General features: G+C 30.2%; 28 protein-coding genes. 23 read left to right on the top strand and 5 right to left on the bottom strand.

Translation table 11 applies throughout. From position 1 onward, the window contains the following. The 9 genes from RSD37_RS13325 to RSD37_RS13285 form a co-directional block, all read left to right on the top strand. A partial coding sequence (locus RSD37_RS13325) for an FAD-dependent oxidoreductase (protein ID WP_346947237.1) occupies positions 1-498 on the top strand: 498 nt, incomplete at its 5' end. A gap of 497 nt (positions 499-995) precedes the next feature. Beyond that, positions 996-1,208: a hypothetical protein gene (locus RSD37_RS13320; protein WP_346947236.1), complete on the top strand. Its 213-nt coding sequence runs from the start codon at positions 996-998 to the stop codon at positions 1,206-1,208. Positions 1,209-1,492: 284 nt separating this feature from the next. Next, positions 1,493-2,374, top strand: coding sequence for an N-acetylmuramoyl-L-alanine amidase (locus tag RSD37_RS13315; RefSeq protein ID WP_346947235.1), 882 nt, complete (start codon positions 1,493-1,495; stop codon positions 2,372-2,374). A gap of 223 nt (positions 2,375-2,597) precedes the next feature. After that, a complete protein-coding gene (locus RSD37_RS13310; RefSeq protein WP_346947234.1) occupies positions 2,598-3,053 on the top strand; it encodes a hypothetical protein in 456 nt (151 codons plus the stop codon). Between the two features lie 130 nt (positions 3,054-3,183). Beyond that, positions 3,184-3,591 carry a PH domain-containing protein gene (locus tag RSD37_RS13305; protein ID WP_346947233.1) on the top strand — a complete coding sequence of 136 codons (408 nt, stop codon included), beginning with the start codon at positions 3,184-3,186 and terminating at the stop codon, positions 3,589-3,591. 428 nt (positions 3,592-4,019) lie between these two features. Beyond that, complete coding sequence (locus RSD37_RS13300; protein ID WP_346947232.1) at positions 4,020-4,736, top strand: EcsC family protein; 717 nt, start codon at positions 4,020-4,022, stop codon at positions 4,734-4,736. Positions 4,737-5,172: 436 nt separating this feature from the next. Beyond that, complete coding sequence (rocF, locus tag RSD37_RS13295) at positions 5,173-6,072, top strand: arginase (protein WP_346947231.1); 900 nt, start codon at positions 5,173-5,175, stop codon at positions 6,070-6,072. 275 nt (positions 6,073-6,347) lie between these two features. Beyond that, entirely contained in the window at positions 6,348-6,890 is a 543-nt protein-coding gene (locus tag RSD37_RS13290; RefSeq protein WP_346947230.1) for a putative ABC transporter permease, read from the top strand. 182 nt (positions 6,891-7,072) lie between these two features. Further along, entirely contained in the window at positions 7,073-7,222 is a 150-nt protein-coding gene (locus RSD37_RS13285; protein WP_346947229.1) for a clostri-philic family protein, read from the top strand. Between the two features lie 49 nt (positions 7,223-7,271). Here the strand turns inward: RSD37_RS13285 and RSD37_RS13280 are convergent, their stop codons facing one another. Continuing rightward, a complete protein-coding gene (locus RSD37_RS13280) occupies positions 7,272-7,859 on the bottom strand; it encodes a 4Fe-4S binding protein (RefSeq protein WP_346947228.1) in 588 nt (195 codons plus the stop codon). Next, positions 7,849-8,067: a 4Fe-4S binding protein gene (locus RSD37_RS13275; RefSeq protein WP_346947227.1), complete on the bottom strand. Its 219-nt coding sequence runs from the start codon at positions 8,065-8,067 to the stop codon at positions 7,849-7,851. Before RSD37_RS13275 ends, RSD37_RS13280 begins: the two co-directional genes overlap by 11 nt. A 219-nt stretch (positions 8,068-8,286) precedes the next feature. Here RSD37_RS13275 and RSD37_RS13270 point away from each other — a divergent pair, with 219 nt between their 5' ends. The 12 genes from RSD37_RS13270 to hypE all read left to right on the top strand — a co-directional run bounded on the left by RSD37_RS13270 (position 8,287) and on the right by hypE (position 21,517). After that, entirely contained in the window at positions 8,287-8,979 is a 693-nt protein-coding gene (locus tag RSD37_RS13270; protein ID WP_346947226.1) for a Crp/Fnr family transcriptional regulator, read from the top strand. A gap of 33 nt (positions 8,980-9,012) precedes the next feature. Next, positions 9,013-10,581, top strand: coding sequence for a sigma 54-interacting transcriptional regulator (locus tag RSD37_RS13265; protein ID WP_346947225.1), 1,569 nt, complete (start codon positions 9,013-9,015; stop codon positions 10,579-10,581). A gap of 215 nt (positions 10,582-10,796) precedes the next feature. After that, on the top strand, positions 10,797-11,993 hold the full coding sequence (megL, locus tag RSD37_RS13260) for a methionine gamma-lyase (protein ID WP_346947224.1): 1,197 nt from the start codon (positions 10,797-10,799) through the stop codon (positions 11,991-11,993). 119 nt (positions 11,994-12,112) lie between these two features. Further along, positions 12,113-12,325 carry a hypothetical protein gene (locus tag RSD37_RS13255; protein WP_346947223.1) on the top strand — a complete coding sequence of 71 codons (213 nt, stop codon included), beginning with the start codon at positions 12,113-12,115 and terminating at the stop codon, positions 12,323-12,325. Between the two features lie 327 nt (positions 12,326-12,652). Further along, a complete protein-coding gene (locus tag RSD37_RS13250; RefSeq protein ID WP_346947222.1) occupies positions 12,653-13,465 on the top strand; it encodes a hypothetical protein in 813 nt (270 codons plus the stop codon). A gap of 183 nt (positions 13,466-13,648) precedes the next feature. Further along, the gene (locus RSD37_RS13245) at positions 13,649-14,584 is read left to right on the top strand and encodes a hydrogenase small subunit (protein WP_346947221.1); all 936 of its coding nucleotides are present in this window, start codon (positions 13,649-13,651) and stop codon (positions 14,582-14,584) included. Positions 14,585-14,586: 2 nt separating this feature from the next. Further along, the gene (locus RSD37_RS13240) at positions 14,587-16,002 is read left to right on the top strand and encodes a nickel-dependent hydrogenase large subunit (RefSeq protein ID WP_346947220.1); all 1,416 of its coding nucleotides are present in this window, start codon (positions 14,587-14,589) and stop codon (positions 16,000-16,002) included. After that, positions 15,999-16,460 (top strand): hydrogenase maturation protease, encoded by a 462-nt coding sequence (locus RSD37_RS13235; protein ID WP_346947219.1) that lies wholly within the window; start codon positions 15,999-16,001, stop codon positions 16,458-16,460. Before RSD37_RS13240 ends, RSD37_RS13235 begins: the two co-directional genes overlap by 4 nt. Before the next feature lie 97 nt (positions 16,461-16,557). After that, complete coding sequence (gene hypF, locus RSD37_RS13230; protein ID WP_346947218.1) at positions 16,558-19,080, top strand: carbamoyltransferase HypF; 2,523 nt, start codon at positions 16,558-16,560, stop codon at positions 19,078-19,080. 6 nt (positions 19,081-19,086) lie between these two features. Continuing rightward, positions 19,087-19,305: a HypC/HybG/HupF family hydrogenase formation chaperone gene (locus RSD37_RS13225; protein ID WP_346947217.1), complete on the top strand. Its 219-nt coding sequence runs from the start codon at positions 19,087-19,089 to the stop codon at positions 19,303-19,305. 3 nt (positions 19,306-19,308) lie between these two features. Then, entirely contained in the window at positions 19,309-20,394 is a 1,086-nt protein-coding gene (hypD, locus tag RSD37_RS13220) for a hydrogenase formation protein HypD (RefSeq protein ID WP_346947216.1), read from the top strand. A 115-nt stretch (positions 20,395-20,509) separates the two neighbouring features. Continuing rightward, positions 20,510-21,517 carry a hydrogenase expression/formation protein HypE gene (hypE, locus tag RSD37_RS13215; RefSeq protein WP_346947215.1) on the top strand — a complete coding sequence of 336 codons (1,008 nt, stop codon included), beginning with the start codon at positions 20,510-20,512 and terminating at the stop codon, positions 21,515-21,517. A 318-nt stretch (positions 21,518-21,835) separates the two neighbouring features. On the opposite strand, the gene RSD37_RS13210 is transcribed toward hypE, so the two are convergent. Next, on the bottom strand, positions 21,836-22,270 hold the full coding sequence (locus RSD37_RS13210) for a GNAT family N-acetyltransferase (protein WP_346947214.1): 435 nt from the start codon (positions 22,268-22,270) through the stop codon (positions 21,836-21,838). Positions 22,271-22,526: 256 nt separating this feature from the next. Here RSD37_RS13210 and RSD37_RS13205 point away from each other — a divergent pair, with 256 nt between their 5' ends. Continuing rightward, entirely contained in the window at positions 22,527-22,856 is a 330-nt protein-coding gene (locus tag RSD37_RS13205; RefSeq protein ID WP_346947213.1) for a PadR family transcriptional regulator, read from the top strand. Positions 22,857-22,938: 82 nt separating this feature from the next. Then, entirely contained in the window at positions 22,939-23,643 is a 705-nt protein-coding gene (locus RSD37_RS13200; protein WP_346947212.1) for a hypothetical protein, read from the top strand. Positions 23,644-23,969: 326 nt separating this feature from the next. Here the strand turns inward: RSD37_RS13200 and RSD37_RS13195 are convergent, their stop codons facing one another. Together RSD37_RS13195 and RSD37_RS13190 are read right to left on the bottom strand one after the other, a co-directional pair. Continuing rightward, positions 23,970-24,377: a hypothetical protein gene (locus RSD37_RS13195; RefSeq protein ID WP_346947211.1), complete on the bottom strand. Its 408-nt coding sequence runs from the start codon at positions 24,375-24,377 to the stop codon at positions 23,970-23,972. A 164-nt stretch (positions 24,378-24,541) separates the two neighbouring features. Further along, a complete protein-coding gene (locus RSD37_RS13190) occupies positions 24,542-24,874 on the bottom strand; it encodes a hypothetical protein (RefSeq protein ID WP_346947210.1) in 333 nt (110 codons plus the stop codon). Between the last annotated feature and the right edge of the window lie 87 nt (positions 24,875-24,961).

Genomic DNA, 24,961 nt, shown 5'->3' with positions numbered 1-24,961 from the left:
CATGCAAAGCTCATGACTTCTTATTATCCCCTAGATAAGCTTAGAAAAATTCAGGGTCTTGAGGATGCAAAATTTGTAGATCCATATGCAGGTGGTAAAGGAAACTCTATTAGATATCTATCAGTTGCTCCAAGAAGTAATCAAATGAAAGTACTAGGACTAGATAATTTATTTTGTGCTGGGGAAAAGAGTGGACTGTTTGTAGGACACACAGAAGCCATGGTAACGGGTTCTCTAGCAGGACATAATGCGGTTAGAAATCAACTAGGCATGCCACTTTTAACACTTCCAAGAAATCTAGCTATAGGAGACCTTATAGCTTATGCGAACGAAAGAGTTCAAACCACAGAAGGAAGAAGGAATAGGTACACTTTTGCGGGAGCGGAATACTTTAAGAGAATGCAGGATACTGGTTTATACCTGTTAGATTCACAAGAAATTCAAAAGAAGGTAAGTAAATTAGATTTAGATAATATATTTGCCCAAAAGTTAGTTTAGGAAGTTTTTGTACTAGTATAAATAATGAAAAACACCTCTGAGGATAACTTAGGAGGTGTTTTGCAATGTAGATGTTAAATTGAATTTTATATAGTTCAGCATAAAATACATTTTTATTATGTAACTCACAATGTAAAATTATTGAGCTATATAGGAGATAGCAATTATAATCCCCGTAAATAGTCCGATACCACAAGTCGCAGCAATATTAACTAATGCACTTCTTAAAAATTTCGTATAATCCATGTCATCACCTCATAGGAAATATTGACAAAATATAAGTATTTTATACAATCAATAAGTGAGTGGTGGTATTTATCGTTGTTGAGTAAAGATACCGTTAGAAAAATAGAGGGTAAAGAATACAATATTTATAAACTAATAAAATTAAAGGGTAGGGATTAATTATATGTTCTAGTATTTAACTTTATTTTTATATAATTAAAAGGAGTTTAACACTTGCACGACGAATATATATTCGTGTGGGAGGTGAAAAAATGGATTTTAAAATTGATGACAAACATACTATAAATATACTAGAAGCATTAAGAGAAAAATACATGAATACTAAAATATATTTTAACAATGCTAAATCAGAGGAAGAAACTATAGGCATGACAACGCCAGAGGAATTTGGAAAACTATATGATAGTATACTGGAGCAAGCGCAAGCACAGGGTGGATATAACTTCTTAGATAAAATAAATTAAACTAGATCTAAAAATGAGAGTACTAAAAAGTATCCTCATTTTGTTATAGACATAACACTAAACATGTTGTGTCTATTTTTTTTATACATAGACTTTTATTATTTTTAATTATATATAAACTTATTAATTGCATATATTAATAATGGATAGACTAGTGACAAGGTAATTAAAGGAAATATTAAAAAATTAGTAGTATTTATTGTTTCAATAGTTGCAATGTTGCTTAGATGGGCTGGTTAATTATGTAAATAAGCAGTCCTTATTATTAGAAATAAGAAGGCGTGGTGAAAATAGTGAAAATATATATAGATCAATGCCATGGATGTGGACAAGATCGTGGTGCTAACAAGTATGCAAATGAGGAAATTTGTAGTGATGAAATGACAGCCATGGCTGTGACTAAGCTAAGAAGTTTAGGTCATGAGGTATTAGCGACAAGACCTACTGGAAATTTGACAGTGCAACAATCTTTATCATGGCGATGTTCTAGAGCAAATAACTGGGGAGCGGATGTATTTATTAGCAACCACAACAATGCTGGTGGTGGTAAAGGAGCTGAAGTTTATACCTACAATGGAAGTAAACTTGTTGAGGCTCAAAGATATTTGCAATATATTTTAAATCATGGTGGTAAAACTCATGATGGTACTAATACACATCAAGGTGTTGATGGAGCAATTAAAAATGGTAATGATCTAGCTGTAATTAATGGTACAACTATGAAGGCGTTACTATTAGAGAATTTTTTTGTGGATACAAAATCTGATGTGGATTTTTACAATGCTAATAAAGAGATGTTTGCAAATGCTTTAGTATATGGAATTACAGGTGTAGATGTGGAAATTAATGAGCCTAATGAGGAGAAAGAAGAAATGGTAAAATGTATAATTCAATATGAAAATGAGGTTGATATGGGAGCAGCAAACATTTTAGCTGATGCTATTAGATGTTGTACTATAAACTCTAAAAGACCATATGCTGAATATAATAAATTTGAAATAGTAATTGCAGTTGGTAGTGGAACTAAATTCTCAGGTTATACTCAATATTTGATATCTCCATCAGACCGATATCTAACCACTAAAGTATGCTCAGAGCTTGGTTCTAGAATATATAATGGTGAAGATATACTAAAAGTGTTAGAACCATATAAAATAAAAAATTAAAGATAAAATAAGAATTTGGAAAAGGATAGCAAGGTTCATAAAACCTTGTTATCTTATTTTTATGTATAGAATTATCTAACATTATTAATTTAGACCATTGAAGGATGTTAAAAAATTCTCAAAAGAGTTTTTAGCATTACATAAAATTACATAATATGGTATAATTGTTTTTAAAGAGATTATATATAGAAATACAGATATAAAATAATGAAAGAGGGATAGTATGAAAAGAAGCTTAATAACATTGCTATGTGTAGGAGTGATTATAACTATGGTTGGATGTGGGAAGTCAGATAAGACCATGGATAATAATTCTGGTGATAGTGTTCAAGTAGAAGATTCTAATCAAGTCAATATAGATATAAGAGATACTGCCATACAGATTGAATGTAAAAAGATGACTGCGGGAGAATGGGATGGCGAGAAGGTATTTGCTCTTGGTACAATTTCTTCTATAGATACTGCGGGGTTAAAGTATGGCAACCCAACCTTCATCCTTTCACAAGAAGAAGGGGAGGAGAAAAGCAATTATTTAATTGTTTGGGAAATGGGTAAATTGAATTTTGAAACTCTTAACCTATCAGAAGGAGAGGCAGTAAAGATTTATGGAATAGTTGACGGTGAGGATGAAAATGGAACACCAATTATAAAAACATCATTAATAGATCATACAATGTAGTATACATTAAAACAACAAAATGGATTATATAAAAAATAACCTTATACTAGACATTATAGTAATATTTGGTATATAATTTAAATAAATATTAAAATTATAATATAAAATTAATTTTAGGAGGAATGGGATTGTGGGATTATATGATAAATTAGTTGGAAATGCTTCTGTTGGGGCAGATTTAAAACATGTTCAGGATTTTATTTTAGATGGTGAAGAGGTAATAATGTCTTACCAATTTATTAGGGATTCTATAATATTAACTAACTTAGGAATATACTTAGTAGATGTACAAGGCGTAACCGGAAAAAAAGTTGAGGTTAAGTTCTTTCCTAAAAAGAATATCAAGAGTGTATGCTTTGAAACATCTGGAAACTTTGACTTAGATGTTGACGTTAAAATTGGTGTGGATGGAAATAGTGTAATGGCAAGTTCAGGATCATTTTATAGTGCACCAATATCTTTCAAGGTACCAAAAGCACAAGCAAAACAAGCTAAAGAAGTTGTTAACTTAGTAAAAAAATACTATTTATGTAGTTAGAAGATTAGGGGTTTATTTCAAATGAAAATTTTGAGGTAGACCCTTAATTCATATTTTTAAAGTATATGAATATAAATAAATAGTTTTGATTTGAGATTAGTTAAATTTATGTATATTTTTGGTTCTTAATTAATATATTTTAGTATAATAATTATTAATTTAGGAGGCCTTAATATGGCTAAAGGTAAAGATAATAAAAATGATAAGGCTAAGACAAGTAAAAATTCAGGTAAAGACAAGAATAACAAGGGGAAAAAGCAAAACAAGAATGAATTGAAAAAGAAAAAATGATGGAATGACACCTTATTGTGGAATAGATATAATATTTCATAGTAAGGTGTAAATTTTTATTGTATATGAATTTTAAGGAGAATAAAAATATTTAATTGTGATACAATTAATATATATATATGAGATAGGGTGATATTATGGATACATATGAAAGTATAGCTTACGATGAATTAAATCAATGGGAAAAGAAGATGACAAAGAAACCAGGAATAGGTAATAATATTTCTAAAAAGGCACAGGACAAGATAAACAGCTTTATTCCAGAAAAATTTCATAATGTGGTTACAGAGGTTATAAAAAATATGGTAAAGGTAGTTATTTTAGGCTCTGAATATACAACCATTGAACCTCTATTTTATGTGCCTTTATTAGATAAAGAAATTTTGGCAAAGGAAAAGATTCATTTTTATAGAAAAGCTGGAACTATAAGTGGTGCAGCCACAGGAGCAGGCGGTTTTGTTTCTGGGCTTGCTGACTTTCCTATACTTATAAGCTTGAAGATAAAGCTTTTATTTGAGATGGCTAGCATATATGGATATGATACTAAGAATTACACGGAGAGATTATATATACTTTATCTTTTTCAAATTGCCTTTTGTAGTGATAAAAGAAGAATAGAGATATTTAATATTCTAAATAATTGGGATGAATACTTAAAAACTTTACCTAAAAACCAAGAAGACTTTGATTGGAGAACATTTCAGCAAGAATACAGGGACTATATAGATTTAGCTAAACTATTACAGATTGTTCCTGTTATTGGAGCAGCAGTAGGAGCGGTGGCAAATTATAAATTAGTAGAGAAACTAGGTTATACTGCTATGAATGGATATAGACTTAGGTATTTTAAATAATATCTATATTAAACAAATATATAATTTCCTAGGAAATTAATGTAAAAACAAAGGTGATAATAGAGAAGCTTTCATTACTTCTATTGAAATTAATATACGAAAAAGTAATCATAAGTAGTTTTGCTATATATATTAAATTGTTAAAGTATATGAACACACTTTTGGAAAGGGTTGAAGTATACATAAATATTGAAATTATTTACTTATATAAATTTATTTTACTGTAAATTTGTATATTTATAAATATTTAATACATAAATTTTATTTTTGTATTGAAATTTAATTGGTTTTGGAATAAAGTATTACTTGCTGATAAATTTCTATGTTCTTCGAGGTTTTTTTACAGAAAATTGGACATAAAAGATATATAGGTAAAATTTTATTAAAGAAAAACTGATTTAACAATATTTAAGCAGTTTAATGGAGGGTAATGTATATGGATATAAACTTAATAGGGGTACCACTTTATTATGGTTGTGATAGAGTTGGAGTTGAAAATGGTCCGAATATTTTGAGGGAACATGGCATGAAAGCTTTACTGGAAAATGAGAAAAATAAGGTTTATGATTTAGGTAATCTATATGTAGATAACACCCTAGAAAAACAGCCATTTGAAGCTGGAGTTAATGCTAAATATATTAATGAAATTATAGAGGTAACTGAAAATTTAGCTCATAAGGTTTATGGAGCTCTATGTACAGGTGGATTTCCTATGGTTATAGGTGGGGATCATGCTCTAGCAACTGGAAGTATTGCAGGTGTAGCAAAATATTACCCAGAAGATTTAGCAGTTATATGGATCGATGCCCATGGAGATATAAACACTTTTGAAACAAGCCCAACTGGAAATGTTCATGGAATGCCACTAGCAGCATCTATGGGAGTGGGAGATGATTCTTTAACAAATTTATACTTTAATGGTGTTAAGGTTAAGAAGGAAAATGTATTTATCATAGGTGCAAGGGATTTAGATGAAGGTGAACTTCAACTAATAAAGGATTTAAATCTAAAAGTTTGGACTATGGATAAGGTAAAAGAAATAGGCGTAGAAAGAGTATGCGAAGAACTTAGAAAGGCTTTAGAAGAAAGAAAAATAAAAAACATACATCTAAGTTTTGATATAGATTCTGTGGACCCTAGTTTTATAAAGGGAACAGGAACACCAGTACCAGATGGAATTAATATTGAGGGTGCTGAAAAACTACTTACTAGTATATTTGAAACTAAACTAGTAAAATCTATGGACTTTGTAGAGTTTAATCCCAAATTAGATGAAGGCGAAGATACTATACAGAATTGTCTTAAATTACTTAAAAAAATAGGTAGATTAATCTAAGAGGGTTACATAGATAAAAATAATGTGAAATATATTAGGAATTGGCTTAAGATAAAAATTTTAAGCCAGTTCTTTTGTTTTTTGTGAAATGACATATCCGTTTTCAAATAAGTTTATGATTTAAATCAATATTTATGGAAATTTCAACATTCAGTAAAAACAGAGTGTGAAATAGAAGGGGCTGTATAACAAAATAATAATGAGATGAAATTAAGATTTATTTTAGAATAAATCCATAAATGTAGGTAAAACTATTATGAAAAGGAGGCATATTTATGGATAATATAGATTCTTTATTACACTTTTTATCATATTTTTTATTTAACTTCTTTCTATATGGTTTTATAGGTTGGATAATTGAAAATGCTTATAGCTATTTTAAAAGAAGACACTTTCAAAGAACGGGATTTTTAAATGGACCCTTTAAGCCCATGTATGCAATAGCTATGTCACTTTTAGTAGTATTCTCAAGTATGATTAATTATAATACATATATTTTAATTCCAATATGCATTATAGTTCCAACAATGGTTGAATATATAACAGGTGTAGTTATGAGGAATTATTTTGATAAAGATTATTGGGATTATTCGGAGCTAAAATATAATTTTCAAGGAATAATTTGTTTGAGATTTTCACTATATTGGACTGTATTAACCTTTGTTGGAGTGCAATATTTCCAAATATATGTAATAAATAATTTATATAACATTATATTTCTACTATGGATAATGGTATGTCCAATATTATTATTAGTGTTAGTTATTGATGAAACCTTAGCTATAAGCGGATTTGGACATAATAGGAAAGTCGCATAGAAACAAAAATAAAAAATATCTTATAATAACTTTATAAAAAGATAAACATATATGGTAAGTTATGAAAAAAATATATTTCTTATAAAGAGTATTAATAAACTAATTCAAGGTAATATGAATACATTAAACACATAAAATTTTTTAAAAAGCACAAACTACTAATATGAAAGGATGTGTTAAATATGACCAATAAAGAGGGTGCTTGTAATCCAATGCAAAAAGGAGAAAGAAGACAAAGACTTCATAAAGATCAAAACAATTTAGGTGACCCAAAGAAGAAACCTGAGAATGAAGATTTAATATCAAGTACTGAAAATAATAAACAAATATAAATAAAAGGAAGTAAGCACTTTAATAAAAGTTGTCTACTTCCTTCTTAATTTATTGTGAAATACTATTTTTGTTTTTTATAATGCAAATACCTTGAGTCATTGTGCCCATTGGACAGTAAACACACCATGAACGTGGTTTATAAGCAAACATGGTTATAATTCCAAGAAGAGTTGAAGTTACCATTAAACTAAAGAATCCAAAGGCAAACTGGGTAATCCAAGGAGATACATAAGAGAATTCTACAAAATTCCATGGAAGCTTAAAAGACCAAAGTATTGTTAATACTTGTTTTAGATTTGAAGTTCCTTTAAACACTAAATAAGTATTAAATCCCATATTAAAAAACATGGTTAAAAAGAAGATTAAAAAGCCATATCTAAAGTATTTAGTTTTTAAAAATTTAGGTATGGGCTTATTTCTTGAAAGTTTAAGATTATAACCTAAGAGCTCTAAAAGCTGACCTCTGCCACAATATTTATTACAATAGCTTTTATTACCTTTAGTTAAAGATATTACTAGTGGTATAATAAAGCAAAGCATACCAAGCCAAGCAAAAAGTATATTAAAAAGTCCTAAAAGTAGATACATGGAAGATAGAATCCACATATATTCCCAAAGGGATTTTTTATTTTTCATTAATAATTCCTCCCATTTCAATTACAGATGCAGGGCAAGCTTTTGCACATTTACCGCATCCAACACATTTATCTAAGTCAACATTAGCAAAAACACCATTTTCAATAGTTATAGCACCTACTGGACATTTCTTTTCACACACACCACAAGCTACACAGTGATTTTTATCTACATAGGCTTTTTTTCTAAGGATTTTTTTATCTGTCATTTCATTCCTCCAAATTGTATTATTGATATAATTTTATTATATGCATATAATAAGAGTAAGTAGGTGACTAAGTCACATAAGTAGATTTATCATAGAATAATTTTACAAAAAAAGTAAATAAGAATTTTTCATATAAATAGCAGGAGTTTAATGAGAGTTTTTCTATAAGCAGGTCATTGATAAAAGAGCAATAGTTTAGGGTTAATAGGAGGAAGCACGGTGGGAAATTTAAAAGAAAATATAAAGTTATTTAATAAGAAGATAGAAGAACTATATGATGCCTATCCAATATTAAGAAATATAGATAATGATAATGATGGCGTGGTAAAAAAAAGTGTTATGTTCAAAGAAATTTTTGCAAATGAGTATCTTAAAAATCCACAAGGATGTTGTGAGGGGTTCATCCTTGTAATAAAAGGAAGTATAAAGATTCATAGAATAAATAAAGATGGAAATGAGACTAATCTTTATAATATTGGAAGAGGAGACATATGTCATGAAGCTTTAAGTTGTTATCTTCGTTGTCAATCACTAAATATAGTAGGAAGAGCAATGCAAGACTCGTGTGTAGCAATAATTCCACCACAGATAGTTAAAGAATACTTTTTGAAGGATAAAAATTTCTTGGAGGAAATGTACAAAGATTTATATATAAAGTTTAAAGGCGTTATTGAAAATAAAGAATCAAGGTCCCATGAATCAATAGAACATAGGCTAATTAAGCTACTTATAAGTAAAAAGTCAAATATAGTATATGGAACTCATAGTGAACTAGCCCTTGAAATAGATTCAGCTAGAGAGGTAGTTAGTAGGAAGCTCAAGGACCTTGAAAGGAGAGGATATATAAAGGGTTCAAGGGGGAAGATTCAGATCATAGGAGATTTAAGAGAATTGTTAAGTTCGGATAAGTAGAATTGTTAGAGTTTTTCAGAAGGGGGAATTAATATGATTAGATTTGAGATAATTACGAGAGATAGATTAGGAATAACTGTAGAGATATTAGAGAAAATTTATAATAGAAAAATTAACTTAATTTCTATGGAAGTGTTTTTTCAAAAAGTATGTGTAAAGGTTGAAACCCTAGAAGAAAACATAAAGATAAATTTAATGAAAGAAATTTGTAACATTAGAGATGTAATTTCAGTTAAAGAAGTGGAATTGTTATATTATGAGCAGAATGAAAAAAATTTATATGCTGTTATAGATTCAGTGGATGAAGGGATTATATCTTTTGATAAAAACTTTAATATACATATATTTAATAAATACTGTGAAAAATTATTCAATTATAACAAGGACGAAATAATTCATACAGACATAAGGGGATTAATTGGGGAAGAGGCACCTATAATAAATTTAATTAAACAGAGTAGAGAGTATGATAATATAGAGTTTAATTTTCAAAACAACGGAAAGAAAATTGATTATATTACTACTGGTAGAATCATTAAAAATGATGGTGGTGAAACTATAGGTGCAGTAGCGTCAATAAAAGACATTAATAAGGCTAGAAAGCTTGCAAATGTAATTTCAAATATAGAGGGGGGATCATTTAAGAATATAATTGGGGGAAGTGAGGCTATAGGAAAAGTTAAGGACATGACTTTAACCATTGCAAAGAGTAATTCAACTGTACTTTTAAGAGGTGAGAGTGGTACGGGTAAGGAGATTTTTGCAAAGGCTATTCACGATGAAAGCCCTAGGAAAAAAAAGAGTTTTGTAGCCATTAACTGTGCTGCGTTACCAGAGACATTACTAGAAAGTGAATTATTTGGATATGAGAAAGGAAGCTTCACAGGTGCAATGATAGGTGGTAAAGAAGGAATTATTAAAGAAGCTAGTGGAGGTACTTTATTCTTAGATGAAATCGCAGAAATTCCAATGTTTATTCAAGCAAAGCTCTTGAGAGTATTACAAGAAGGAAAAATTAGAAAAATAGGGAGCAACAAAGAAGAAGATATAGATGTGAGAATTATAGCGGCAACTAATAAAAATCTTGAGGATATGATTAGGAATAAAGCATTTAGAGAAGATTTATACTATAGATTAAATGTGATTCCAATGTATATTCCAACCTTAAATGAAAGATTAGAGGATATTCCACTATTGGTACAATTCTTTATAGATAAATTAAATTGTAAGTTAAATAAAAACATAAAGGGAGCTGATGTTGAATTTATTAGTCAGTTAATGAAGTATCATTGGCCTGGAAATGTTAGAGAACTACAAAATGTTATAGAAAGGGCAATGAATTTGTGTAAAGGGGAGTTATTAACCGTTGATGAGCTTTTAATTGATTTTAGAAATAATATTCATAGTTTTATCCCTGAAAATATTGCAAAAGATAATTCAAATGAATATTTACAGTTACCATTAAAGGATATAATAGAGCAATGTGAAAAAGAAACTATTGAAAAAGTTATAAGTAATTACAAAAGCTATAGAAAAGCTGCAAATATACTCAGAGTTTCTCATACTACAATAATGAATAAAATTAAGAAATATAATATATGAGTGTAAAAGGTTTATAATCTTTACATATGTAAAAATTACTTTACATGTGTAAAGATATTTTTACATAAAATATAAATAAGTAAATATTACTTTACACGGATATAATATAAATGGTATAAATCTAGTTATACTGCCAAAGTATAGTGTTTTTATTTTGGCATGGAAGTTGCTTTATATTTTTATAAAAACATTATACCTAGGGGAGGAATAGATTAATGGGAAACAATTTAAAAACAATGGGTTTTGCAACTAGAGCAATTCATGGTGGACATGTAAAGGATCAATATGGGGCACTAGCTACCCCTATTCATCAAACAGCAACTTTTACTTTTGATTCGGCAGAGCAAGGTGGTAGAAGATTTGCCCTTGAAGAGGGAGGATATATATATTCAAGACTTGGGAATCCAACTAATACTCAATTAGAAGATAAATTAGCAATGTTAGAAGGTGCTGAGGCGGCAATTTCTACTGCTTCAGGTATTGGAGCTGTTGCATCTGCCTTTTGGACAGTATTAAAAGCCGGAGATCATGTAGTAGCAGCTAAAACTCTTTATGGATGTACTTATGCTTATTTAAACCATGGAATAACTAAATATGGTGTTGAAGTAACATTTGTAGATACCACTAACCTTGAAGAAGTAAGACAGGCTATGAGAGAAAATACTAAGGTGGTTTATTTAGAAACACCAGCAAATCCAAATCTTGACGTTGCAGATATAGAATCTATAAGTAAAATAGCCCATGAGAATAAAGAATGTATAGTAATGGTTGATAATACTTTTTGTACTCCATACATTCAAAGACCACTAGAGTTTGGAGCAGATGTAGTAATTCATTCTGGAACAAAATTTTTAAACGGTCATGGAGATGTAATTGCTGGTTTTGTAGTTGGAAGCGCTGAATATATAAAAAATGTAAGATTATTTGGATTAAAGGATATGACAGGAGCATGCTTAAGTCCTTTTGATGCATTTCTAATTATAAGAGGTATGAAAACTTTAGAAATAAGAGTGGAAAAACACTGTGAAAATGCTATGAAAGTGGCAAAATTTTTAGAAAGTCATAGTGCAGTAAAGAAAGTGTACTATCCAGGGTTAGAAAGTTTTCCACAATATGAATTAGCAAAAAAACAAATGTCTTTACCAGGAGCTGTAATTGCTTTTGAAGTAAAAGGTGGCGTTGAAGAAGGTAAGAAAGTTCTAAATAGTACAGAACTTTGCAAGATAGCTGTAAGTCTTGGAGATGCTGAAACTTTAATTCAACATCCAGCATCAATGACACATTCACCATACACTAAAGAAGAAAGAGAAGCAGCTGGAATTAGTGATGGATTAATAAGAATAGCTGTTGGACTTGAAAATGTTGAGGATATAATAAATGATTTAGAAAAGGCTTTAAAATCTATTTCATAAAAGTGAAGAGATTATTAGGTGAAAGGGTATCACCAAGTAAAATTAAATTTATAGATACATTTTCATATTTTGAAGGGAAAATAAGACTTATATAGAATATGTTCTTTAGAGGTGATAAGATGAAAATAGATCTAAATGAGAAAGAGATACTTTATGCATTAGATAGCGTTCATGGTAAATATATAAGTACAAAATTGTACTTTAGAGAACATACCGATGAAATAGACAAAATAGGTATGACTACACCAGAAGAGTTAAAAGAACTTTATAATAATCTACTTGAACAAGTGCAGAATGAAGGATCATATAAATTCTTAGAGAAGATTAAATAAAATATGAGAATTATAACCCTTACAGAAGATTTAGAGCATAACAAGTTTAAAGTAATAACAAAAATATAAAGCTTAAGGTTATAAACTGAGATAGTTTATAACCTTAAGCTTTTTTATTATATAGTAATTTTAAGATTATGTCCTTAATAATAATTGTCATAATTGAAAATATTATTAAGAACATAATTTAATATTAAATTATGTTCTTAATTTTTTAGTGTATTTATCAAATTAAATTATAATTAATTTTTAGTAATAAATATATTTTGCACAAAAGCTAATTATAATAATATTATATAGTGATAGTTTTTTAAAAAGGGGATAAACATGAATATTTCAATAGATAAAAATCAATATATGGTGCCTGTAAGGTTTGTAGGTATAGAGGAACTAGGAATAATAGATTTACAGGGAGAAGATTTTTATATCAGGTCAACAGAAGAGTGTGTTATAGCTCAGGGGATAAATCTAAGACGTTATTATGAAAATTTTAGGGAGGCGCCAGAGTCCACTGAAGATGATGTAAAGGCAGTTTCTCCGGAGCAGCTAGAAATGATAAAGGACAATATTAAAAAGCAAATAGAGTATAAATTCTTAAAGATGAGAGACTTTGCAAAGTTTTTGACTGCAGAACAGATTTTAGATATGCATATAAATCAGTATAAGGATATTTTAGTGGGACATGTAAACAATATTCCTTGCTTCAGTGTAATAAAAGATAAGTCTATTAATGGAATGAACTTAGACCAAGTATTAGAAAGTCATATTAATAAATTTAAAGAAACCTATAATTTCCATAAAAATGCATTTAATTGTGAAGAAATGAATATGATTAAAACTCCAAAAATAAGTCAACCAATTCTTGATATGAAGACTAAGGAAATGGCTATGGAAACAGAGGCTATGTTTAAAAATATGGTAAAGGTAGCAGAAAATCTATCTTTAGAACAAGTGTTACAGGTATATGAATTAATATGTACTACGATAATTCAGGCACATATAGATAACGTACCTTGTTTCAATACAGCTGTAAGTAAGAATATGAATGGAATGAGTTTACCAGAAATAATTAATATGCATATAACAAAGCTTAAAAACACATTTAATAATCATGTGGAACTTTTAGAATGTAATAAGTAGAATTATTTACTGGCAAGAAGTTTTTATTTATATTTTAAGAAAGCGACAACATAATACTTGTTTTATAGTTTGTTGCTTTCTTTTAAAGTTTACGTAAGTATTGAGGCAGACAATGATAGTAGTGGCAGTAATAAACATTAAAACTTATGAATACATTATTAGTAATAATCTATAGGAGGTATTATGAGGAAAAAAGAAAGTATAGAGTTGAACACCTCTAGAAACAGTTGTAATAGCTGTAAACACAAATGTAATTTTAAGGAAAACAGAGAAGAATTTGCAGTGAACCTTGCTAAAGGGGCAATTGAAGATGTGAAGTTAGGAAAAAAGAGTAGAATAAATGCTATATGGTTAGAGGTATCCGGATGCTTTGGTGAGGTTATTTCACTATTAAATGCACAGGAACCAGATGTTATATATTTACTTAGAGAATTTGTTAACTTGATGTTTCTTGGAAGCATAAGTGGAGATGAAGGGGAAACGAGCTATGAAAGAATATTAGAAACTTTAAATACTGAATATATATTTCTAGTATGTGGGGCAGTGCCATTGAAGGACAATGGACTTTATACTACAGTTGCTACTTATAATGGAAGAAAAATAACTGCCATGGAGGCTATAGAAACTATAGCTAAAAATGCAAAATATATTATTTCTGTTGGAACATGTGCATGTTATGGAGGACCTACTGCTGCAAAACCTAATTTATCAGAGGCAGTTAGTATTTCAGAATTCTTAAAAAGGAATGATGTTATTAGAATACCAGGATGTCCAGCAAATCCAGTTTGGACTATGGGCATTCTAGGATACCTTACTTCTTATGGAGCTCCTGAAATAGATAATGAGGGAAGACCAAAGGCATACTATGGGGAGTTAATCCATGATAATTGTCCTAGAAGAAGATTCTTTGATGCAGGGATATTTGCACAGAAATTTGGAGATGAAGAGTGTATGTTTGCATTAGGTTGTAGAGGGCCAATCACCTACGCTTACTGCCCTATAAGCAGGTGGAATGGTAGTGATAACTGGCCAATTGGAAATAATACAACTTGTATAGGATGTGCAGGACCTAAATTTCCAGATGGAACAGAACCTTTTGTAAAATATGGAGGTTTTTAATTATGGCAAAAATAATAATTGATCCTATAACAAGGGTAAGTGGCCTTTTAAGTATTGAAGTTGAAGTTACAAATAATAAGATTGTTAATGCTAAGAGTAGTGGAAGCCAGTTTAGAGGCTTTGAAAAAATGTTTAAGGGGAGATCACCACTAGATATCATAAGTCTTGCACCAAGAGTATGTGGAATTTGTTCAACCCATCATACTATGGCTGCAACTCTAGCGCTAGAGAATGCAATGCAGGTTATACCTGATTACAATGGAAAGATAGTTAGAGATATTGCTAATGGCTTTGAATTTATACAGAATTATTTAAGGCAAATATATTTTTTTGTGTTTCCTGACTATGTGAATATAATTCATTTAAATCCATTGTATAAAACAGAAAGTAATAAGGATGCTGACTATAGATTATCAGCATCTGATACAGATAGGATAAATGAAGATTACTTAGGGGCTGTAAAGTATAGTAGAGAAGCTCATAGGGCTATAGCAGAAATTGCAGGAAAGATACCCCATTGTCATGGAATATTTGTAGGAGGAACTACAACTAACATTGATGTACAACAAATAGAAGGCATAAAATATAGCATAAATGTAATAAAGAGTTTTATTGAGGAAAAATTAATACAAGATGTTTACATTATATCAAAGGCCTATGAGGATTATTTTAAAATTGGTAGTGGAAATAAGAATCTAATGTGCTATGAATTATACAATGATTATGCTCCACCAATTAACTCCTTCTCATCTGGAGTAATGCTGAATGGTGTGAGAGAAGATTTTCAGGTTAATAACATAACTGAAAATATTGCAAGAACTTGGGCAGAAGGAAATACTAACACAATCATTCCAGGCATTGATGATAATACTACTCCTAATCCCTATAAAGAAGGAGCATATAGTTGGATTAATGCTGCCAGGTATAAGGGCTATGCAATGGAAGTAGGAGCTTTAGCTAGAATGACCTTAAATGGTTATTATAAGGGTGGTATATCGGCAATGGATAGAATTCTAGCTAAGTCCTTAGAAGCTAAGAAAATTTGTGAATCCATAAAAGGGTTAATTGATCTATTGAAGCTAGGAAAAGCCTATCAAGAACAATGGGAGATACCAAAAGTAGCAAATGGTGTTGGGTTAATTGAAGCGGAAAGGGGATCTCTTGGTCATTGGCTTTCTATAGATAATAAAGTAGTGGCTAATTATACATTAATACCACCATCCGCGTGGAACTTATCACCTACAGATGATACTGGTGTGAGAGGACCGGTGGAGGAAGCTTTAGTAGGAACTGAAATCGCTGATATTGCCCATCCCGTTGAAATAGGAAGAATAGTAAGAAGTTTTGATCCTTGCCTAAATTGCGCTGCTCATATTACCAGCGATAGGCATGAGCCTATGACTATAAATATAGTATGATAAAGGTTTTTGGCATAGGAAACATTCTTCTTTGTGATGATGGTATAGGGGTAAAGGTTATGGAAGCAATAAAGGGAAATATTGAGAATTACAGTGGAAATGTACAGGTTATAATAGGTGAAACTAATAATATATATTGTTTAGATCAGATTGAGAAGGATGATATAGTTATCATAGTTGATAGTACTTATTTTAGTATAGAACCAGGTCATGTTTCTACCTTTACATTAGATCAGTGTGATTCTTTTATAGATTATAGTAGAGATATTCATAGTGATAGCCTATTAAAGATTTTAAGAAGAGAGTTTAGGGAAATACGGGGATATTTAATTGGAATAGAAATAGAAAAAGTAGATTATTCTCTAGAATTATCAAGGACTCTGGAGGATAACTTTTTTAATATAACTGAAGAGGTGTTTAAGGAAATTATAAGAATAGTGGAATTAACCAAGAGTTAAAATAAATAAGGCATATGAAATAAAATACACTAAGATACACTGACTAATTATTTTTTTGAATATGCCTAAGTATTATAGTTAGAAAGAAGAAGATAGTGTGGATAGAAGACATGTAGATATCCTGGTTAGTGAAGAAGATAAATTGTATAGAAAAGAAATCATAGTAAAAGGTAAGGTTCAAGGTGTCGGATTTAGACCCTTTGTTTATAGAATAGCTTTGGATAATAAGCTAAAAGGTTGGGTTAAAAATACCACTAAAGGAGTGGTTATAGAGGTTCAAGGTGATACTGAAAATATAGATAACTTTTTAATAGACATTAAGGAAAAAGCCCCTAAGATAAGTTATATTGAGGAAGTCATAGTTAATGAAAAGTTTCCACAGCTAAGTTATGTTGAAAAGATAAAAGGAGAAGAGAAGCCATTACAATTAAGTGATATTAAACAACACATGAGCAAAAAAAGAAAATCATTAGGTAATTTCGACAAGTTTTCTATAATTGAAAGTAGTGATGAAGAAGATGGAATTACCTTAATTTCTCCAGATATAGCTACTTGTGAGGAGTGTGAAGCGGAGTTGTGGGATAGAGATAATCCTAGTAGATACCTTTATCCTTTTACAAATTGTACAAACTGTGGTCCTCGATTTTCAATTATAAAAGCTACTCCATATGATAGGAAATATACCACTATGGAGCCTTTTGTAATGTGTGAGGATTGTAGAGCTGAGTATGAAAATCCTTTAAATAGAAGATTTCATGCAGAGCCCACCTGCTGCTCAAAGTGTGGTCCTAAACTAACTCTTTTAAATAGTGATAAAGAAGTAATTCAAGGTGTCAATGAGATAGAGCAGGTTAAGCAATTTTTAAGAGAAGGAAAAATAATAGGGGTGAAGGGAATAGGTGGATTTAATCTTATTTGCAATGGAGAGGATGGAAGTGCTATAGAGAAGCTAAGGAAAAGAAAATCCCGCAAAAGTAAGGCTTTAGCTTTAATGATGAAGGATGTGGAGATAGTTTTTAAGTATTGTGAGATAAGTGAAATAGAGAAGGAGATTTTAACAGGAAATAAAAAACCTATAGTGATTTTAAAGAAAAAGAATAATAATAACCTTCCTTACAATATTTCTTTTAATAATAAAAGATTAGGAGTTCTTTTACCTTATACACCTCTTCATTATTTACTTTTTGATGAAGAATTGCAGGTTATAGTTTTTACCAGTGGAAACCTAAGTGAGATACCTATAATCTATAAGGATTCAGAGGCAATAGACAAACTTAAAAATGTTGCAGATTACTTTTTAGTTCATAATAGAGAAATCAATATGCCAATAGATGACTCTGTAACTAGCGTAGTTTTAAATGAGGAAAGGCTTATAAGAGGAGGGAGAGGATATGCTCCGTCTTATAACAAGTATAATTTAAATGATGGAAACTCTTTGTATAATAGTGAAGCTTTAGATTGTAGAAATTCTTTGGATGAAAACCATATTCATAGAAATAACATTTTGGCTCTAGGTTCACAGTTTAAAAACACTTTTTCTTTAAGTAATGGGAAGGAGATTTTTACAAGTCCTTATATTGGAGATATGGAAAGCGTTGAAAATTATCATAGATTTGAAAAAAATCTTGAGTATATGAAGAGAATCTACAAAATAGAGCCAAGTATAGTGGCTCATGATATGCATCCAAACTATTGGTGTAATAAATATTTAGAAGAACAGAAGGGGAAAACCATAGGGGTATACCATCATCACAGCCATATAGTAAGTTGTATGGCTGAAAATAAGGTAAGGCATAAGGTGATCGGAATAGCCTTTGATGGAATAGGTTATGGTGAGGATGGAAACCTGTGGGGTGGAGAATTTTTAATATGTGATAACAAAGAATTTGTCAGGGGTGCACATATTAACTATATTCCTATGCCAGGTGGAGATGGAGCTGTAAAATCTCCTTGGAAAATGGGGATATCACTTCTATATAAAGCTCTAAAGGAAGATTCACTAGTAGATAATACGCAGTTGAAAAAATCTTCCATGGATTGTGTTTTGGGAAAGTGCTTTAAGGGTAGGGTTGTCAATATTATAGTTAATATGATTGAAAAGAAATTTAATTCGCCTCTGTCCTCTAGTATGGGAAGATTATTTGATGGAGTGGCTAGTATTTTAGGATTTGATGAAGATATATCCTATGAAGGAGAAGCAGCTTTATATTTACAAAATCTATCAGAGGATTTTACAGATTCTTTTAGTGTTTTAAAGAAAAGTTATTCCTATGAAATCCAGTGTGAAAGTTCACCATATGTTGTAAACACAAACAAAATAGTCATGGAGATTTTAAAGGACTTAGAAAACTCAATTAGTAAAGGTGAAATAGCTTTTAAATTCCATAATACTATAATAGAGTTTTCCCATGAGATTTCCTTAAAATTAAGAGAAGCGTATAATATAAACACAGTTGCTTTAAGTGGTGGAGTGTTTCAAAATCCAATACTCCTAGTAGGAATAAAGAAAAGACTGGAGCAAAGTGGATTTAATGTAATAACTCATAAGCTTATACCCTGTAATGATGGGGGATTATCAATAGGACAAGTAATTATTGCCAATGAATTGTGTAAGGAGTAAAAATATATGTGTGTAGCAATTCCAGGAAAGGTCGTAGAAATCTGCGGTAAGGATTCTTTAGTGGAGTTTGGAAGAATAAAGAAGCGTGTGAATACAAGTTTAATAGAGGATTTAAAGATTGGAGATTATGTTCTAATTCATGCAGGGTGTGCCATAGAAAAGATAGAGGAGCAGGAAGCATTGGAAACCTTGAATATATTTAAGAGTTTAATAGAGGAGCTATAGGTAATGTATTATAAAGAAAGTAAAGATTCGAACCAGATTGAATTGGCTATGAACTTATTAAAATCTATAGAGAACCGGGGGACAATGGAAATAAGTATAATGGAGGTTTGTGGCACCCATACTAGAAGTATTTATAACCATGGTATAGATAAGATGTTGCCTCCCAATATAAGAATATTATCAGGGCCTGGTTGTCCTGTATGTGTAACTGCACAAAGTTATATAGATGATGCAATAAGTCTGAGCAAAAATGAAAACATAATAATTGCCACATTTGGAGATATGATTAAAATTCCAGGTAGTAAAACATCTTTAAGAGAAGAGAAAGCTAGAGGCAGAGATATTAGGATGGTTTATTCACCATTAGATGCCTTGAAGATAGCTATGAATAATCCAATTAGAGAAGTTATATTTTTAGCTATAGGATTTGAAACTACAGCCCCTATAATAGCTTTAACATTAAAAGAAGCAAGGGAGAATAACATAAATAATTTTTCTGTTTTACATTCCTTAAAAACTATGCCAAACACCATGGTAGCCTTAGTTTTAGATGAGTCCATTAATATAGATGGGTTTATATGTCCAGGCCACGTGGCAACAATAATTGGCAATGATGTTTTTGATAATTTATCAAGGGGGTATAAAATACCTATGGCTGTATGTGGATTTAAAGGAATAGATATATTAGCAGGGATACTTTCAATTATCGACATGAAGGAAAGTAAGGAGTATGGATGTAAGAATCTTTATAAAGGCTTTGTGAAAAGTGGTGGAAATGGTAAAGCACAAAATCTATTGGAGGAAGTATTTATCACCTCAGATAGTGTTTGGAGAGGTCTTGGGACCTTGAAGAATACAGGGTATGAACTTAAAGATGAATATAGATTCTTCGATGCTAAGGTTAGATTTTCTATAAAAACTAAAGCTGAAAGTGAAAATAAAGAATGCATATGCGGTGACATATTAAAGGGAATTAAATCACCAAAGAATTGTAAACTCTTTGGGAGAAGTTGTACTCCAAGTAATCCAATAGGGCCATGTATGGTGTCACAGGAGGGCACTTGCGGAATAGTGTATAGTAGCATGTAGGTCAAAAATTTTATCAACGTCATTGTATGATATTTTCAGTGTGATATGAAATGAAATTTTAGGGGATGATAGTTATATATAGCATATTATTAAATCTAACATACAAGGAGGGGTTATGGACATTGTAACATTGGCCCACGGTAGCGGGGGAGAAGAAAGCTTTAAATTGATAGAAAATGTGTTTTTAAAGCACTTTCATAATGAAGAGTTATTAGAACAAAATGATTCAGCCATATTAAAGGAGATTAAGGGGAACATTGCAGTAACTACAGATAGTTTTGTGGTGGACCCTATATTTTTCAGCGGTGGAGATATAGGTAAGTTAAGTATCTGTGGCACTGTCAATGACTTAGCAGTAAGCGGTGCAACCCCATTATATATCACAGCTGGATTTATTATTGAAGAGGGCTTTGAAATAGAAAATCTGGAAAGGATAGCAGAATCCATGGGAAGTGAAGCTAAGAAGTCTGGGGTAAAAATTATCGCTGGAGACACTAAGGTAGTAGAAAGAGGACGAGGACATAAAGTATATATAAATACCACAGGTATAGGGGTAATTGGTGAAGATAGCTATATATTAAAGGGAAGCAATATAAGGGTAGGAGATAAAATAATACTAAGCGGAACTATTGGAGAACATGGTATGTGTATCATCAATGAAAGAGAAAATCTAGAAGTAGAATCAAATATCAAAAGTGACTGTGCATCTTTAAATGAATTAACTAAGGAAATAATGAACTGTAGCAGTGAAGTTAGGATAATGAGAGACCCCACAAGAGGAGGACTTGCAAACACTTTAAAGGAGCTAGTAAATTTAAGTGAAAAAACTATGGAGATATGGGAAGAACACATACCCGTAAATGAGGAAGTTAGAAGTTTTTGTGAAATTCTAGGCTTTGATCCCCTCTATGTAGCAAATGAAGGAAAGCTAATTTGTATAGTTAGTGATAAAGATGCACCTAAGGTACTAAAGGCTATGAAATCAAATCAGCTTGGAAAGAATGCAGTTATAATTGGTGAAGTCATTGAAGGCAATAAAAATAATCTTTATCTTAAGACTTATTTAGGAGCAAGGAAAATCTTGAGAATGGCTCAAGGGGAATTGTTACCTAGGATATGTTAAAGGTGATATTAATAAGAATATATTAAATCTATTAAGAAATAAAACATACGGAATAAATAGTTTAACACAACTATTTATTCTGTATATTTTCATATTAGCTATAGGGATTTTTCTTATTTTTTTGTCTTTCATTCTTTAGTTTTCCATTGCATATATACCCATTTATATAAAAAAGTAATGCAATAAATAGTTGATACCAACAAAGGGAAGAACCTTCTCGGTAGTAATAAGCAAAGGAAAATACAAAGCATATACTACCTAAAAGCCATAAGTTTCTCTGGGTTTTTACTCTTATAATAAACACCTCTTTTAAGATTGTTAGAAAATCTTAATGAATTTTTTTTGCACCTTGTTATTAGTGTAACCATGATTCTCATAGAATCTATGAGCGTTAACTCTATTGTACCCAGATAATAATCTGATTCCAGAAAATCCTTTTTTCTTTATCTGTGATTCTAAGCTCTCTATAAGTATATTGCCAACACCATTATTTCTATACCTTTCTTTAACAACAAATCCTAAAAGGTTTATAAGAGAATCGAAGCGAAGAGATTCATAAGGGGTTCCATGGATATATCCAATGACTTCATCATTATACTCTGCTACTAAAATAATATCCTTTGTATTTTCTAAGATATGTTTAATTCTTCCTGATACATTTTCAAGTTCATATTCATATCCAAGTTCTTTATTTAACAAATATATGTGCTTAAAGTCTCTTAGTTCAATTTCTCTAATCAGCATATTCTTCATTATAGTAACCTCACTTTTGAATTTCTACTTATTATATTTTTAAATAGAGATTTTACTTATTTATTAATAGAAGGTTTGCTCAATTAAACGTTCTCAATATAAATAACTCCTAAGTAAAATCTATGTAATCCTTAACATACATATTTTATCACAAATAAAAGTTAAAAGAATAACTTTGTACAAAAATCTAGACGAATATAGCTACTATGTGTTACTATGTAGTTATAGTACTATGTAGAACAAGGTAGGTGAAAAGATGGTTGATAAATCACAACTTATGCGTGGAACTTTAGAAGGATGTATTCTTAAAATTATAAGTTTAGAGGTAACCTATGGTTATGAAATCATGGAAAAATTAACTGAGTATGGATTTAAAGATGTTAAAGAGGGAACAATTTATCCACTATTAATACGTCTTGAAAAAAAGAAGTTAATTTCATCTGAATTTAAAGCTTCACCATTAGGTCCAAGCAGAAAGTATTATACTATTACGGATGATGGAGAAGAAACACTGAAATCCTTTGAAGAATATTGGAAAACTGTATCAAGGACAGTTAATAGTATTTTAAATCTTCAAGGAGAATAGTTATTTTCATTTCAATATAAATTTTGAATGGATTAAACATTGACGGCAGATGATAATATTTTTAATTTTGGAGGAGAAATAAATGAATGCATTAAATAGAATTAGGAAAGAAAATAATACAGCAGAGAAACAATTATCGGATGATAACAATGTTGTACTTACAGATATGGTGGTATATTTGCACTCATCAAATCTAAATGAGTATGATATTGAAGCTATCCGTAAAGATCTTATAGGGATGGCTTTGGAGTCACAACTTAGATTAGAAGATTTTAAGGAGAGCATAGGAGAAGATTATAAGTCATTTTGTGATAAGTTAATAAAAAATGGGCGAAAAAAAACTAAGTATGAGATAATTTTAGAAAATTTGTTCATATTCATTGTGGGTGCTGGCATATTATTTATACTAGAAATACTTTCTTCATCAGTAATTAATGATATATTTACTAAAAAATCATTACATATAAGTATAAATATAGGATTTATATTATCAACTCTAGGTGCATTAGTTGGTGCATACGGGATTTATTGGTATGTAACGAGTAAATCTTTTGAATTAACAGGAAAAGAATCTTTAAAAAATAATATGGGTTTTATTATAGTCTACATTATTGTTTTTGTAGCTATGATATTTTGCAAAGTAAAACTAAAAGATAATGTGCTATTTACAGTAAATGTGTTGTATCCATTGGTGTTTTTTATTGGAGGATTCCTTATTGTTAATACATTAAATAATAAAAATATAAATGGTTATGCTAAAGAAATTAGGGGAAAAACTATGAATTAATCAAGAGTTTTATATAGAGTATTAACTGATTATATTGGATGAACCTACTGGGGTGATTCACAACCCCAGTATTATACTGAATCTGATACATCAATATAGTATAAGGAATTATTTTAAATTACAATCCCATTCTTTATAAAACTCACTAAGGAAATTTTCCATAAATTCATGTCTTTTTAAAGCTAATTTTTTACCTGTGTCAGTATTCATATATACACCTCCATAAAATTATTTTAACATAGTTTTGTAAAGGTATAAATTGATTTAAATAAGCCTACACAAATTATATATTATCTAATATTTTGTGTAGGCTATATTTAATAAATCTACTTAATTACATCCCAGCTTATTTTAAAGCCTCCGCTATGGTCCCCTTGAACTTGTATTTTATATTTTCCACTCTTAGGTATTAGTATAGTTTGAGATACTGAATTCTCAAGGCTTCCAGTCTTGTAGAGTTCTTTATCAGATTTATCAATTAGTGATACAGTTAGATCTCCACTGTCATTATTTAGTTTAATGTTTAAGGTTAATTTATCTCCTTTTTTAAGCTTAAGGATTTTATATTTATATCCATTAAAGTTATCATAGGACATTTCCATAGAAGTCTTAGAATTATGAGATTTAGATCTAGTCGCCGTGTAATTGCCATCATTGTTTGAACACCTAGATAATAATAGTATTAGGATAGCTAGGCCACCGAGAAGAATAAGGAGTTTGATTTTATTAGGCATAAAGTAACCTCCAAGTGCAATAATATATCTACTATTATTTATATAGCGTTTTTAAATAAGTTATAACTAAATATAGTTTATCTTGACTAGAGTATTATATTAATCAAAAGAGGTATCTATGTAATACACCTCTTATTTTCAGCTATAGACATAAAATGAAAATTCTAACTTATAATAAATTGAAAACCTACTTCATAACCTAGTGTGAATACAAGAATTACCGAAGTTATAGCAATGGATATTGATTTTCCAGCTTTGGCACCAAAGTGATTATTATATTTATAACCTAGAAGAATTGCCGGAATTGTAAATATTAATGAGTAAAGCATAGTGTAAGGGCTACGGATATCCCATTCTACCCAAGGGCCTAAGCCAAGGAATCCTAAAATTTCACCACCTATAGAAAAGTAAATATATGAAAATATAAAGACAATACTTACTAAGAGCAAGAGAAAGGATAGAGAACCAAGACCGACTTTCTTTTTAAATAGCTTCATTAGATCACTCCTTTTATAAATTTACTACGGAAAGTAGGTATAACTATTAATTTATTAGGTTATGTTAAATTTATAACTATATTTTAC

The sequence above is a fragment of the Clostridium sp. genome, from assembly GCF_036646415.1.
Taxonomy (GTDB): domain Bacteria; phylum Bacillota; class Clostridia; order Clostridiales; family Clostridiaceae; genus Clostridium_J.
The sequence above is the reverse complement of the archived record's forward strand: the minus strand, read 5'-3'. Positions and strand labels throughout refer to the sequence as shown.

Bases quoted from the DNA above. Each gene is read 5' to 3' on its own strand.
- RSD37_RS13320 (WP_346947236.1), top strand. From the start codon at position 996: ATGGATTTTAAAATTGATGACAAACATACTATAAATATACTAGAAGCA.
- RSD37_RS13310 (WP_346947234.1), top strand. From the start codon at position 2,598: ATGAAAAGAAGCTTAATAACATTGCTATGTGTAGGAGTGATTATAACT.
- RSD37_RS13300 (WP_346947232.1), top strand. From the start codon at position 4,020: ATGGATACATATGAAAGTATAGCTTACGATGAATTAAATCAATGGGAA.
- rocF (WP_346947231.1), top strand. From the start codon at position 5,173: ATGGATATAAACTTAATAGGGGTACCACTTTATTATGGTTGTGATAGA.
- RSD37_RS13290 (WP_346947230.1), top strand. From the start codon at position 6,348: ATGGATAATATAGATTCTTTATTACACTTTTTATCATATTTTTTATTT.
- RSD37_RS13285 (WP_346947229.1), top strand. From the start codon at position 7,073: ATGACCAATAAAGAGGGTGCTTGTAATCCAATGCAAAAAGGAGAAAGA.
- RSD37_RS13280 (WP_346947228.1), bottom strand. From the start codon at position 7,859: ATGAAAAATAAAAAATCCCTTTGGGAATATATGTGGATTCTATCTTCC.
- RSD37_RS13275 (WP_346947227.1), bottom strand. From the start codon at position 8,067: ATGACAGATAAAAAAATCCTTAGAAAAAAAGCCTATGTAGATAAAAAT.
- RSD37_RS13265 (WP_346947225.1), top strand. From the start codon at position 9,013: ATGATTAGATTTGAGATAATTACGAGAGATAGATTAGGAATAACTGTA.
- megL (WP_346947224.1), top strand. From the start codon at position 10,797: ATGGGAAACAATTTAAAAACAATGGGTTTTGCAACTAGAGCAATTCAT.
- RSD37_RS13255 (WP_346947223.1), top strand. From the start codon at position 12,113: ATGAAAATAGATCTAAATGAGAAAGAGATACTTTATGCATTAGATAGC.
- RSD37_RS13250 (WP_346947222.1), top strand. From the start codon at position 12,653: ATGAATATTTCAATAGATAAAAATCAATATATGGTGCCTGTAAGGTTT.
- RSD37_RS13245 (WP_346947221.1), top strand. From the start codon at position 13,649: ATGAGGAAAAAAGAAAGTATAGAGTTGAACACCTCTAGAAACAGTTGT.
- RSD37_RS13240 (WP_346947220.1), top strand. From the start codon at position 14,587: ATGGCAAAAATAATAATTGATCCTATAACAAGGGTAAGTGGCCTTTTA.
- RSD37_RS13235 (WP_346947219.1), top strand. From the start codon at position 15,999: ATGATAAAGGTTTTTGGCATAGGAAACATTCTTCTTTGTGATGATGGT.
- RSD37_RS13225 (WP_346947217.1), top strand. From the start codon at position 19,087: ATGTGTGTAGCAATTCCAGGAAAGGTCGTAGAAATCTGCGGTAAGGAT.
- hypD (WP_346947216.1), top strand. From the start codon at position 19,309: ATGTATTATAAAGAAAGTAAAGATTCGAACCAGATTGAATTGGCTATG.
- hypE (WP_346947215.1), top strand. From the start codon at position 20,510: ATGGACATTGTAACATTGGCCCACGGTAGCGGGGGAGAAGAAAGCTTT.
- RSD37_RS13210 (WP_346947214.1), bottom strand. From the start codon at position 22,270: ATGAAGAATATGCTGATTAGAGAAATTGAACTAAGAGACTTTAAGCAC.
- RSD37_RS13205 (WP_346947213.1), top strand. From the start codon at position 22,527: ATGGTTGATAAATCACAACTTATGCGTGGAACTTTAGAAGGATGTATT.
- RSD37_RS13200 (WP_346947212.1), top strand. From the start codon at position 22,939: ATGAATGCATTAAATAGAATTAGGAAAGAAAATAATACAGCAGAGAAA.
- RSD37_RS13195 (WP_346947211.1), bottom strand. From the start codon at position 24,377: ATGCCTAATAAAATCAAACTCCTTATTCTTCTCGGTGGCCTAGCTATC.
- RSD37_RS13190 (WP_346947210.1), bottom strand. From the start codon at position 24,874: ATGAAGCTATTTAAAAAGAAAGTCGGTCTTGGTTCTCTATCCTTTCTC.